The organism is Ruegeria atlantica, from assembly GCF_013032455.1.
Classification (GTDB): Bacteria; Pseudomonadota; Alphaproteobacteria; order Rhodobacterales; family Rhodobacteraceae; genus Ruegeria; species Ruegeria atlantica_B.
The window spans coordinates 438251-450480 of sequence record NZ_WQCF01000002.1 but is presented as its reverse complement, the minus strand read 5'-3'; the positions used below and the strand labels follow the sequence as shown (position 1 = coordinate 450480).

11 protein-coding genes are annotated in these 12230 nt (G+C 58.4%); 9 read left to right on the top strand and 2 right to left on the bottom strand.

Annotated elements, in window-relative coordinates; translation table 11 throughout:
• Positions 1-50: 50 nt before the first annotated feature.
• On the top strand, positions 51-1277 hold the full coding sequence (ilvA, locus tag GOW93_RS06245) for a threonine ammonia-lyase IlvA (protein WP_170382282.1): 1227 nt from the start codon (positions 51-53) through the stop codon (positions 1275-1277).
• On the opposite strand, the gene GOW93_RS06240 is transcribed toward ilvA, so the two are convergent.
• Positions 1274-1603 (bottom strand): Hpt domain-containing protein, encoded by a 330-nt coding sequence (locus tag GOW93_RS06240; protein WP_170382280.1) that lies wholly within the window; start codon positions 1601-1603, stop codon positions 1274-1276. The two genes, ilvA and GOW93_RS06240, sit on opposite strands and share 4 nt — an antisense overlap.
• A 145-nt stretch (positions 1604-1748) precedes the next feature.
• On the opposite strand from GOW93_RS06240, the gene GOW93_RS06235 reads away from it, so the two are divergent.
• Complete coding sequence (locus tag GOW93_RS06235; protein WP_368039641.1) at positions 1749-3020, top strand: PP2C family protein-serine/threonine phosphatase; 1272 nt, start codon at positions 1749-1751, stop codon at positions 3018-3020.
• Here GOW93_RS06235 and GOW93_RS06230 read toward each other — a convergent pair.
• Positions 3017-3463 carry an NUDIX hydrolase gene (locus GOW93_RS06230; RefSeq protein WP_170382276.1) on the bottom strand — a complete coding sequence of 149 codons (447 nt, stop codon included), beginning with the start codon at positions 3461-3463 and terminating at the stop codon, positions 3017-3019. The two genes, GOW93_RS06235 and GOW93_RS06230, sit on opposite strands and share 4 nt — an antisense overlap.
• A 76-nt stretch (positions 3464-3539) precedes the next feature.
• Here GOW93_RS06230 and GOW93_RS06225 point away from each other — a divergent pair, with 76 nt between their 5' ends.
• The 7 genes from GOW93_RS06225 to GOW93_RS06195 all read left to right on the top strand — a co-directional run bounded on the left by GOW93_RS06225 (position 3540) and on the right by GOW93_RS06195 (position 12209).
• Positions 3540-4517, top strand: a complete 978-nt coding sequence (locus GOW93_RS06225) for an Hsp33 family molecular chaperone HslO (protein ID WP_170382274.1) — start codon at positions 3540-3542, stop codon at positions 4515-4517.
• Complete coding sequence (locus tag GOW93_RS06220; RefSeq protein WP_170382524.1) at positions 4507-5106, top strand: CoA pyrophosphatase; 600 nt, start codon at positions 4507-4509, stop codon at positions 5104-5106. Before GOW93_RS06225 ends, GOW93_RS06220 begins: the two co-directional genes overlap by 11 nt.
• Positions 5103-6257 (top strand): CCA tRNA nucleotidyltransferase, encoded by a 1155-nt coding sequence (locus GOW93_RS06215; protein WP_170382272.1) that lies wholly within the window; start codon positions 5103-5105, stop codon positions 6255-6257. The genes GOW93_RS06220 and GOW93_RS06215 overlap by 4 nt, the downstream gene beginning before the upstream one ends.
• 191 nt (positions 6258-6448) lie before the next feature.
• Complete coding sequence (locus GOW93_RS06210; protein ID WP_170382270.1) at positions 6449-8287, top strand: ABC transporter ATP-binding protein; 1839 nt, start codon at positions 6449-6451, stop codon at positions 8285-8287.
• The gene (locus tag GOW93_RS06205) at positions 8284-10116 is read left to right on the top strand and encodes an ABC transporter ATP-binding protein (protein ID WP_170382268.1); all 1833 of its coding nucleotides are present in this window, start codon (positions 8284-8286) and stop codon (positions 10114-10116) included. The genes GOW93_RS06210 and GOW93_RS06205 overlap by 4 nt, the downstream gene beginning before the upstream one ends.
• A gap of 57 nt (positions 10117-10173) precedes the next feature.
• Positions 10174-11403, top strand: a complete 1230-nt coding sequence (locus GOW93_RS06200) for a class I SAM-dependent RNA methyltransferase (RefSeq protein WP_170382266.1) — start codon at positions 10174-10176, stop codon at positions 11401-11403.
• 20 nt (positions 11404-11423) lie between these two features.
• Positions 11424-12209 (top strand): ion transporter, encoded by a 786-nt coding sequence (locus tag GOW93_RS06195; RefSeq protein ID WP_170382264.1) that lies wholly within the window; start codon positions 11424-11426, stop codon positions 12207-12209.
• The last annotated feature ends 21 nt before the right edge of the window (positions 12210-12230 follow it).

Below are 12230 nucleotides of genomic sequence, written 5' to 3'. Positions count from 1 at the left end.
CACATATGTATTCCTTGCCCTTTCGGCGGTGATGCGGCACTGAAATGGTCATGAGTGATTTCATGACCCGCGCCCGCGCTGCCGAACAGGCTATGCGCTCTGTGTTTCCGGCAACGCCCCTGCAGCGCAATGCTCATCTGTCCGACCGTTATGGCGCGGATATCTGGCTCAAGCGAGAAGACCTCAGCCCGGTGCGGTCCTACAAGATCCGCGGCGCGTTCAATGCCATGCGCAAACAGCAGGGGCAGGACCTGTTCGTCTGTGCCAGTGCGGGCAACCACGCACAGGGCGTGGCCTTCATGTGCAAGCATCTGGGTGTGAAGGGTGTGATTTTCATGCCGGTGACGACCCCGCAGCAGAAAATCCAGAAGACCCGTATTTTTGGTGGCGACAATATCGAGGTCCACCTGATCGGCGACTACTTCGACGACACGCTGAATGCGGCTCAGAAATGGTGCACGCAGCAGGGTGGGCATTTCTTGTCGCCTTTCGACGATGAAGATGTGATCGAAGGTCAGGCCTCATTGGCAGTTGAGATCGAGGCGCAGCTGGGCGGCTTGCCTGATCATGTGATCTTGCCGGTGGGCGGGGGCGGCATGTCCTCGGGCGTGGCGACGTGGTTCGGGGATCGGACCCATTGCCTGTTTGTCGAACCCAAGGGCGGGGCGTGCCTGCATGCCGCCATGGCGGCGGGGCATCCGGTGGTGCTGGATCAGGTGGATAACTTCGTCGATGGCGCAGCGGTCGGAAGGATCGGTGCGAAACCCTTTGAACTGCTCAAGGATCGTCACCTGTCCGACGTGCTGGTGCTGTCCGAGGACCGCATCTGCACCACCATGATCGAAATGCTGAATGTCGAAGGCATCGTTCTGGAGCCCGCCGGTGCTTTGGCGATCGAAGCGGTCGCCGACGTGCAAAGCTTTATCCGCGGCAAGACAGTGGTCTGCGTTACATCGGGTGGGAATTTCGATTTCGAACGCCTGCCCGAGGTCAAGGAACGGGCGCAGCGTTATTCCGGCGTCAAAAAATACTTCATCCTGCGCCTGCCTCAGCGGCCCGGCGCGCTTAAGGAGTTTCTGGGCATTCTCGGCCCCGAGGATGACATTGCTCGGTTTGAATACATGAAGAAATCGGCACGCAACTTCGGCTCGGTTCTGATCGGCATCGAAACCCGTAAACCCGAAAATTTCGCGCGTCTGTTCGCCCATCTGGATGAGGCCGGGTTCACTTATACCGACATCACTGAGGACGAGACACTGGCGCAGTTCGTGATCTAGGTCAGGTTCGCGGCCTTGTTCGCGATGAACATCGCTTTGGAGTCGTCATAGGTCTGCAAGATGGCGGGCAAATCAACCTCATCCGCGTTGCCTGCCGCAGCAATGCGTTCGCCGTCCTGACAGAGTTTCGAGAACCGGTCGAAGCCGAGACTCAGCGCACTGCCTTTCAGGAAATGCATGTTCTGCTCAAACTCAATGCGGTTTGTGTCCTCATGCAGCCGATCGATGGTTTCCTTTACCTCGTCCAGGAAAATCTCAACCACTTCGTCGAATTCGGCTGCGCCGACCTCATCCCGCAGCTGCCTGACTCTAGACCAGTCGATCATGTCCTGCCCTTCCAAACAAACCGCGACCTGAGCTTGGTAACCCCGGATGGGTAAAAGGCAGGTTAAGCAAGGCTTTCACGGGATGTTAAACCACCGCGCGTTAGGGTCGCCCTGTTCCGTGTGGGTCACAGTGCAGAGGGTTCAGGTGGCAGAGGGCAATCAGGTAGAGGCCAGAGCAGAGCTGGATTTTGGCGCGATCCAAAAGGTGCTGGTCGTCGATGACAGCCGGTTGCAGCGGCGGATTCTCGTGGCTTCGCTGAAGAAATGGGGCTTTGAAGTGCTGGAGGCCGACAGTGGTGATTTGGCCATTGAGATGTGTGCCAATGACCCGCCGGACCTTGTTCTAAGCGACTGGATAATGCCGGGGATGAGCGGGCTGGAATTCTGCCGAGCTTTTCGGGCGCTGGAAAGAGATCAGTACAGCTATTTCATCCTTCTGACCTCGAAAAGCGAAAAGCAGGAAGTGGCGCGCGGGCTGGATGCTGGTGCCGATGATTTCCTGATCAAACCACTTGAGGCTGATGAGCTGCGCGCACGTATTTCGGCGGGGGTCCGGATTCTGGATATGCAGCGCGAACTGTCGGAAAAAAACCGGATGATCGAATCCGCGCTGGAAGAGCTGCGGGTCGCGCATGACGCCATCGACAAAGATTTGATTCAAGCCCGAAAGATACAGGAATCACTGGTTCCGGAACTGACGCGAACCTTTGGAAGGTCGCAGGTCAGCCTTTTGCTGAAACCCTGTGGCCACATTGGTGGCGATCTGGTGGGGATGTTCTCGCCCGGCGTCAATCGTCTGGGGTTCTACAGCATCGACGTATCGGGCCACGGAATTACCTCGGCTATGATGACGGCGCGGTTGGGGGGGTATCTGTCCAGCAACCATTTCGACCAGAACGTGGCGATGGAAAAGCGCTTTGACAAATTCTACGCACTGCTGCCGCCCGAACAAGTCGCCGGCATGCTGAATTGCCGCCTGATGGCCGATGCAGGCGTCGAAGAATACTTCACGATGGTTTACGCTATCGTCGACCTGCGAAACGGTCACCTGAAAATGGTGCAGGCCGGGCACCCGCATCCGCTTGTGCTGCGCCACGATGGCAGTACCGAGTTTCTGGGCGAGGGCGGACTGCCCATCGGATTGTTGCCGGATATCAGTTTCCAGCGAACCGAAACCTATTTGCAGCCGGGCGACAAGGTGTTGCTGTACTCGGATGGGTTTACAGAATGCGGTCTGGCCGGAGGAGGCTTGCTGGAGGAAGAGGGGTTGCGCCAGATGGCCAAGGACTGCGCACCTGATCGTACGGGCCCTGAATTTCTGGACGACATGTTCTGGCGTCTGACGCAGGCCATGGCCCCCGGAACGGGTATGGATGACGATGTTTCTGCAGTTTTCTTTGAATATGACGGTCCTTAAAGCCCGTTCAGATGCCGGGTAGCAAAGTGACGGTCCCCGTCATTACCCAGCATATGTACTGCATCGGCGGTCTCCATCCAGATCGCCTCGTGAAAGGCTTCGCGGGGTGGTCCCATCCGGCGCACGGGGCGGGCGCTGTAGATCATGCAGATTTTCTCGGCCCAGAGGTCGTATTCGGGCATATAGGTGAACCTGCGAAACGCTCCAATCCGACGGGGGGCCGCGATCAGCCAGCCGGTTTCCTCGAACACTTCTCGGTGCAGGGCAGTGATCGGCGATTCACCGGGGTCGATGCCACCGCCCGGCAGCTGCAATTCAGGGTTCAGACCATCGTCGTACCAAGTCACCAACAGGTCCTTTCCCTGCGGCAGAAGGGCATAAACTCCCGGTCTGCGTGTATAGGACCGACCCGTTTCCGGGGTTTCACCGAACCGTCTGATCATGTATGGCCCCTTACAACCCAAACTGTACGACCTATATGGTGCCGGTATGCCAACCCGTGGCGTGTAAGGAAACCCCATGTCTCTTGGAACGAAAATCGCGTGGGACGACACCGTCCTGCCCTTTCAACTCGATTTATCGGATATGCGCGGCCGTGTGGCCCGTCTGGACGGTGTGCTGGACGGCATTCTGAAACAGCACGACTATCCCGAAAAGGTCGAAGCCTTGGTGGCTGAGATGGCCTTGCTGACCGCGTTGATCGGCCAGACCGTTTCGCTGCGCTGGAAGCTGTCGCTGCAGGTCCAGTCCAAGGGTCCGGTGCGCATGATCGCGACCGACTATTATGCGCCCAAGCAAGAGGGTGAGCCGGCCCGCATCCGTGCTTATGCCAGTTTCGACCGCGAGCGCCTAACCGATGGTGCGCCGTTCGAACAGGTGGGTGAGGGCTACTTCGCCATCATGATCGATCAGGGTGAGGGTACGCAACCCTATCAGGGGATCACCCCGCTGGCCGGCGGCTCGATCTCTGCCTGTGCCGAGGCTTATTTCGCGCAGTCCGAGCAGCTGCCGACCCGCTTCTCGCTGAGCTTCGGCAAATCGACCGAGCCGGGCGTGGGGGAACACTGGCGCGCGGGCGGTGTCATGTTGCAGCACATGCCCAAGGCGTCGCCTTTTGTCGCCACCGGAGACGGTGAGGGTCAAATTCTGACCGCCGAAGATCTGGTTGATGGCGAAGAGGGCGAAAACTGGGGCCGCGTAAACATTCTGCTGGATACGGTCGAGGATTTAGAGCTGATCGGGCCTTCGGTGGCACCAACCGACCTGTTGATCCGACTGTTCCACGAGGAACAGCCCCGTGTTTACGATGCGCAGTCGGTGCAGTTTGGCTGTACCTGCTCGGAAGATCGCGTGCGGCAAAGCCTGTCGATTTATTCGGCCAAGGACATCGAAAAGATGACCACTCCCGAGGGTAAAGTGACGGCGGATTGCCAGTTTTGCGGTGCCCATTACGTATTGGATCCGGGTTCGGTTGGCTTTGATGCGGATGACGCCTGATCCAACGGAAAAGTTGCGGGCGGCACTTAGTCGCCCCGGCATCGAGTCGAGTGATTTCGACCTGAACCCCGAAACTGTTCTGCCCGAAGGGCGCAAGCTGCGTCCGGCTGGAGTGCTGGTGCCGATCACGCTGGCGGGCGACACACCGCGTTTGATTTTGACGAAACGGTCTTCGGCCCTGAAACATCATCCCGGCCAGATCGCTTTTCCCGGCGGCAAGCAGGATGACGGCGATGTCGATGTGACCGCCACCGCGTTACGCGAAGCGCAGGAGGAGATCGGTCTGCCGCCTGAGCTGCCAGAAATTCTGGGCCACTTGTCGCCTCATGAAACAGTCACTTCTTTCACCGTGACGCCCGTCGTTGCGATTCTACGTGACACGTTCCAGTCGATCCCCGAACCGGGAGAAGTGGACGAAGTGTTCTCGGTTCCGCTTGCACATGTGCTTAACCCTGCGAATTATATCATTGAATCGCGCCGCTGGCGGGGTCAGAAAAGGTATTATTACACAGTGCCGTTCGGTCCTTATTATATCTGGGGCGCGACGGCCCGGATGTTGCGGGGATTGGCCGCGCGGGTGAATGAATGACGCAAATTACCGAAGGTTGGGTTTCTGACCCAGCCACGCAAAAAGTCTGCTCGGCGCTGACGGATGCCGGGGCGCAGGCCTTGTTCGTTGGGGGCTGTGTCCGCAACGCGCTGTTGGGTGCACCGGTCTCGGATATCGACATTGCCACTGATGCGAGGCCCGAGCTGGTTATGGAATTGGCGCAGGCGGCAGGGCTGAAAGCCATCCCTACCGGGATTGAACACGGTACGGTCACGGTGGTCAGCGGTGGTGCGCCGCATGAGATCACCACTTTTCGCCGGGATGTGGAAACAGATGGGCGTCGTGCGGTGGTGGCATTTTCCGACAAGGTCGAGGAAGACGCGGCGCGGCGCGATTTCACAATGAACGCGATCTACGCGCGGCCCGACGGCACTATTCTTGACCCGTTGATCGGGTTGCCGGACCTTCAGGCGCGGCATGTACGGTTCATCGGCGCTGCCGCGAATCGTATCCGCGAAGATTACCTGCGCTCGCTGCGCTATTTCCGGTTTCACGCCTGGTATGGCGATGCCGAAGCCGGGTTTGATCCGGACGCTCTGGCGGCGATTGCGGCTAATCTGGACGGGTTGGAGGAGTTATCCCGTGAACGGGTCGGGGCCGAGCTGCTCAAGCTAATGGGCGCGCCTGATCCCGCGCCCTCGATTGCGGCGATGCGTCAGACAGGTGTTCTGGCGCGGCTGTTGCCCGGGGCCGAGGATCGCGCGCTGGCCCCTTTGATCGCGTTGGAGGAACAGGCCGGGGCAGAGCCCGAGCCGATCCGCCGATTGGCCGCCATTGCGACATCCGATATTGCCAAAACCCTACGCCTCAGCAAAGCACAGCTGCAGCGTCTGACACGTATGCGGGACGAGGCATCAGGTACCGCAAGTGTGGCTGAGATGGGATTTCGCTATGGCGAAGAAGGCGGTTTGCACGAGACCCTGCTGCGCTGCGCCTTTCTGGAACAGCCCTGGAGTGAAGACTTACGTCAGGAATTGAACAAAGGGGCGAAGGCCGATTTCCCAATTCAGGCCATTGATCTGATCCCTGAATTCACTGGCCCCGCGTTGGGCAAGAAGCTGGCCGAATTGGAGGCCCGCTGGATCGCCTCAGGTTTCACCCTGACCCGCGAAGAGCTATTGGGCGGCTGAGGCGAAGTCTCAAAAGGGGATGACAAATCAACTTCTTTGTGGTTACGTGCGGCTGTCACATGAATGGAGGGATGCGAATGTATTACGGGATCTGGTTCGGCTAAATCCGGAACACTTTGACCCGTAGGGGTGGTGTTCTGGCGCCATCATTCTTCGCATGACCTGTTATCTGCTCAATTGGAGCACTCTCCATGTTTCGCTATTTCGAAAACCTTGTTGACCCTTTTGCTGACTATACCGAGACCGACACGCCGCCCACGCGGTTGTGGCCGTTCATGCTGGAGTATTCTCGGCCCTTCATGCGGGTTTTCTTCTGGACCGCGCTGATCTCGATCATCGTGGCAGCGGTCGAGGTCGGGCTGATCTACTATATGGGTCGGGTGGTTGATCTGTTATCTGGCTCCCCGGCTGAGGTCTGGCAGGCGCATGGTACGGAATTGATCCTGATGGCGGTGTTTGTGCTGCTGTTGCGCCCGATGCTGCATGTGGTCGACGTTCTGCTGTTGAACAACACGATCCTGCCGAACTTTGGCACCATCATACGTTGGCGGGCTCATAAGCACGTGCTGCGGCAGTCGGTAGGCTGGTTCGAGAATGACTTTGCTGGCCGTATCGCCAACCGGATCATGCAAACGCCCCCCGCTGCAGGTGAGGCGGTGTTTCAGGTGTTCGATGCGATTTCCTTTTCACTGGCCTATCTGGTTGGTGCAGCGATCCTGTTGATGGCGGCCGATCCGCGCCTGCTACTGCCCTTGCTGATCTGGTTTGCGCTCTATGCCCTGCTGGTGCGTTGGACGGTAGAGCGGGTTGGCCCCGCGTCAAAAGCTGCATCTGATGCGCGTTCGGCGGTGACGGGTCGGGTGGTCGATAGCTACACCAACATCCACTCAGTCAAGATGTTCGCCCATGATGAGCAAGAGCTGGACTACGCCCGCGAAGCCATCGCGGAAACGCGCCGGACCTTCCAGATCGAGATGCGGATCTTCACCATCATGGATGCGGTTCTGGTCACGCTGAACGGTCTGCTGATTGTTGGTGTTGTTGGCTGGGCGATTGCTTTATGGATGCAGGGCAGTGCTTCGGTTGGTGTCGTGGCCGCGGCAACCGCCCTGACCCTGCGGCTGAACGCGATGACGGGGTGGATCATGTGGGCGCTGACCAGTTTCTTCCGCCAGCTTGGTGTGGTGGCTGAGGGGATGGAGACGATAGCGCAACCGATCGACTTGCTGGATTCGGGGGATGCCAAGCCGTTGAAGCTGACAAATGGTCAGATCGAAATTCGTGATCTGTCGCACCACTACGGTCGCAAGACAGGCGGGTTGGATCACATCAATCTAACGATCCACCCAGGCGAAAAGATCGGTCTGATCGGGCGGTCTGGCGCAGGAAAATCGACTCTAGTTAAGCTGCTTTTGCGGTTTTATGACGTGGAACAGGGTGCGATCCTGATCGACGATCAGAACATTGCCTATGTCACTCAGGACAGTTTGCGCAGCCATATCGGTATGGTGCAACAAGACAGCGCGCTGCTGCATCGTTCGGTGCGCGACAACATCCTTTACGGTCGTCCCGATGCCTCCGAAGAGCAGATGATCGCCGCCGCCAAACAGGCCGAGGCGCATGAGTTCATCCTCGATCTGCAAGACCCGCAGGGGCGTACCGGGTACGACGCACATGTGGGCGAGAGGGGCGTGAAGCTAAGCGGTGGTCAGCGGCAGCGGGTGACGCTGGCGCGGGTGATCCTGAAGGATGCGCCGATCCTACTGTTGGACGAGGCGACATCCGCCCTAGATTCCGAGGTCGAAGCATCCATTCAGGAGACCCTCTACGGCATGATGCAAGGTAAAACCGTGATCGCCATTGCCCACCGGCTGAGTACCATTGCCCAGATGGACCGTATTCTGGTGATGGATGGGGGACGGATCGTGGAACAGGGCGGGCATTCCGAGCTGTTGGCGCATGGCGGGCTTTACGCCCAGTTCTGGGCGCGGCAATCTGGAGGCTTCCTGAACCCGGAGGCTGCGGAATGAAGGTTGCCGACCTGATCGATCCGTTCAAAAACACTGAGACGCCCCCGCCGCAAACGTTGGGGGCGTTCATTCGCTGGTGTCTATCCGGCGCGTGGCCGATGATATTCGTTGCCGCTTTTTTCTCGGCTTCGGCGGGTGCGATGGAGGCTGGTACTGCCTGGATGCTGGGTTTGGTGGTTGATCTGGCGACGCAAAGTGGCCCCGAAGGTTTTTTCTCGGGCGACAGCCTGTGGATGCTTTTTGGTGTGGTCGTGTTTTTCATGGTGCTGCGCCCGGCCTTGTTCGGACTGTCTTCGGTTACCAACAATTACATCGTCATGCCGAATGTGCCGCCTCTAGTTCTGGCCAAGCTGAACCGTTGGACCCTTGGCCAATCGGTCACGTATTTCGACGACGATTTCGCCGGTCGGATCGCACAGAAACAGATGCAAACCTCAAATGCGCTGGCCTCGGTCGTCTCAGAAACGATCAGCGCGATTGTATTTGCGCTTGCCTCACTTGTGGGCTCTTTGCTTTTGTTAGGGTCTATTCATCCATTGGTGATGCTGCCTTTTGCCGCCTGGCTGGTCGTGTATTTCCTGCTGATCCGTTGGTACTTACCACGCATCCGCGTGCGGTCTGCCGCGCGGGCTGGGGCGCGTGCGATGGTGTCGGGGCAGGTGGTTGACACGATCACCAACATCAAAACCGTCAAACTGTTCGCACATTCCGCGTTCGAGGATCAGGCTGCGCGAAACTCGATGGTCGACCTACGCGAAAAGATGCTGGCCTTTGGTGCACTGTCCGCCAGCTTCCGCTTTATCTTGATGGTTCTGGCGGGGGTACTGCCGGTGCTTCTGTTAGGCGCGACATTGTTGTTGTGGCGGAACGGGATCGCAACGGCAGGGGATATCGTCGCAGCGGGAGCCGTTTCTATTCGAATCGCGCAGATGACTGGTTGGGTCAGTTTCACGCTGATGGGGTTGTACGCGAATGTGGGTGAAGTCGAGAACGGCATGAAGACGCTGACCAAGCGCGACCGGGTGGAGGATTTGGCAGGTACAACTGAACTCACCGTGACCGAAGGACAGATTGATTTCGATCAGGTTAGCTTTGCCTATGGCCGCGATGTAGGCGGTGTGTCTGACGTGAGCATGACCGTTCATCCAGGTGAAAAACTGGGTATCGTTGGGGCCTCAGGGGCCGGGAAGTCGACCTTAGTTTCACTGCTCCTTAGGCTCTATGACGGGGAAAAGGGCGCTATCCGTATCGACGGGCAGAATGTGGCGCAGGTGACGCAGGACAGTTTGCGCGGACAGATCGGAATGGTTACGCAGGAAACGGCGATGTTCAATCGCTCGGCGCGTGAGAATATTCTATACGGCCGTCCGGGTGCTTCAGAAGACGAGATGATCGCGGCAGCGAAGAAGGCTGAAGCCCATGAATTTATCCTCAGCCTACAGGATGCCCATGGTCGCAAGGGTTACGACGCTCATCTGGGTGAGCGGGGCGTGAAACTCAGCGGTGGCCAGCGGCAGAGGATTGCTCTGGCTCGCGCGATCTTAAAGGATGCGCCAATCCTGGTCCTGGATGAGGCGACGTCTGCGCTGGATTCCGAGGTTGAAGCCTCGATACAGGCGGCGCTGCACCGGGTGATGCAGGGCAAGACAGTGCTGGCGATTGCGCATCGCCTGTCGACGCTCAGCGAGATGGACCGGATCATCGTTCTGGATCAGGGACGGATTGTCGAAACCGGTACCCACGACGTGCTGTTGAAGCAAGGGGGGCTTTACGCGCGGTTCTGGCATCGCCAGTCGGGCGGATTTATTCAGGCAGAAGCCGCCGAATAAAGCACAAAACACGCTAAGGGCTTTTGTTGTCCGAAAAGCCCCGGTATCAGGCGCCATATGACCCAGCAGTTCACCATAACCCGTCTTGGCCATCAGGGCGACGGCATCGCCGATGGCCCCGTTTATGCACCGCGCACCCTTCCGGGTGAAGTGGTCAGCGGGTCTCTGGAAGGGCAGGTGTTGACTGATATCCGGGTTGAAACGCCCTCGGATCAGCGGGTCAAGGCGCCTTGTCGCCACTACAAGGCGTGCGGCGGGTGCCAATTGCAGCATGCTGCTGATGAGTTTGTAGCCAACTGGAAGGTCGATGTGGTGCGCAATGCACTGGCTGCGCAGGGGATGGAGGCGCAGATGCGCCCGATCCACACTTCTCCGGCCAGATCACGCCGCCGGGCAACCATTGCGGTACGCCGTACAAAGAAAGGCACGCTGGCCGGGTTTCACGGTCGTGCATCCGACACGATCACCGAGATCACCGATTGCCACCTGCTGGATCCGGCTTTGATCGCCGCCATTCCGGTGGCCGAAGCCTTGGCCATTCTGGGCGGCAGTCGTAAAGGCGTGCTGGCCGTGACGCTGACTCTGTCCGAAGGTGGGTTGGATGTGGCAGTCAAGGACGGCAAGCCTTTGGATGGCCCGTTGGAACTAGCGTTGGCTCAGGCGACCGAGAAACACGGGCTTGCACGCCTCAGCTGGGATGGTGAGGTGATCGCCATGCGTGAGCCCCCCGTTCAGCGCTTTGGTGCGGCTGGGGTGTTGCCACCCCCGGGGGCTTTCCTGCAGGCGACAAAAGACGGAGAAAAGGCTCTATTACAGGCCGTTTTGCAAGCCACCCAAGGCGCAAAGCGCGTTGTGGATCTGTTTGCGGGCAGCGGTACCTTCTCTCTGCCCCTTGCTCAGACAGCCGAAGTTCATGCGGTGGAAGGCGAGGCCGCGATGACAGATGCGCTGGATCAAGGTTGGCGCCGAACGCAGGGGTTGAAGCGCGTCACGGTCGAGGCCCGAGACTTGTTCCGTCGTCCGCTGATGCCGGATGAACTAAAACCCTTTGACGCGGTGGTCATCGACCCGCCCCGCGCCGGGGCCGAGGCGCAGGTGTCAGAGCTGGCGCACGCCCTTCTTCCGACAATCGCCTATGTTTCCTGCAACCCGGTGACTTTCGCGCGAGATGCAAAAATGCTGGTAAACGCAGGCTACACCCTTGAATGGGTGCAGGTGGTGGACCAATTTCGGTGGTCGTCACACACAGAACTTGCCGCACGGTTTGTACGGGGCCCCGGATCATGAGCACACAGGAGAATGTAACGATGGGATTTAATCAGCGCCTGCTGAACATCATTGAAAATCCCACCTTTGGCCGGTTCATCACCGCGGTCATTATCTTCAACGCCATTTTGCTGGGGATGGAGACCTCACCTACGCTTATGGAGGCCGCTGGCCCCCTGATCGTGACGCTGGACAGCATCTGTCTGGCTATCTTCGTGGCCGAGATTGCCATGAAACTGCTGGCAACCAGGCAGCGGTTCTTTACCAATGGCTGGAACATCTTTGACTTTATCGTTGTTGGCATCGCCTTAATCCCAAGTGCGGGTGGCTTGTCAGTGCTTCGGGCGCTGAGGATTTTGCGGGTTCTCCGGGTCATCTCGGTTGCGCCTCGCCTGCGCCGGGTGGTCGAAGGATTCATCTCGGCCTTGCCTGGCATGGCCAGCGTGTTCCTGCTTATGGCGATCCTGTTCTATATCGGCGCGGTAATCTCGACCAAGCTGTTCTCGGTCTCATTTCCAGACTGGTTCGGTGATCTGGGTCTGTCGGCCTATACGCTGTTCCAGATCATGACGCTGGAAAGCTGGTCCATGGGCATCGTCCGCCCGGTGATGGAGGTCTACCCCTATGCCTGGCTGTTCTTCGTGCCTTTCATCATGGTCACCACCTTTGCGGTGGTGAACCTTTTGGTCGGTCTGATCGTGAACTCGATGCAGGATGCACACCATGCCGAGGATGAGGTGAAGACCGATGCCTATCGTGACGAAGTGCTGGAACGGCTGGAAAGCATCGAACGTCGTCTGACTGAGCAACAACACAGAAAAAAGTGATTTCAGATTTTCAGAAATTTG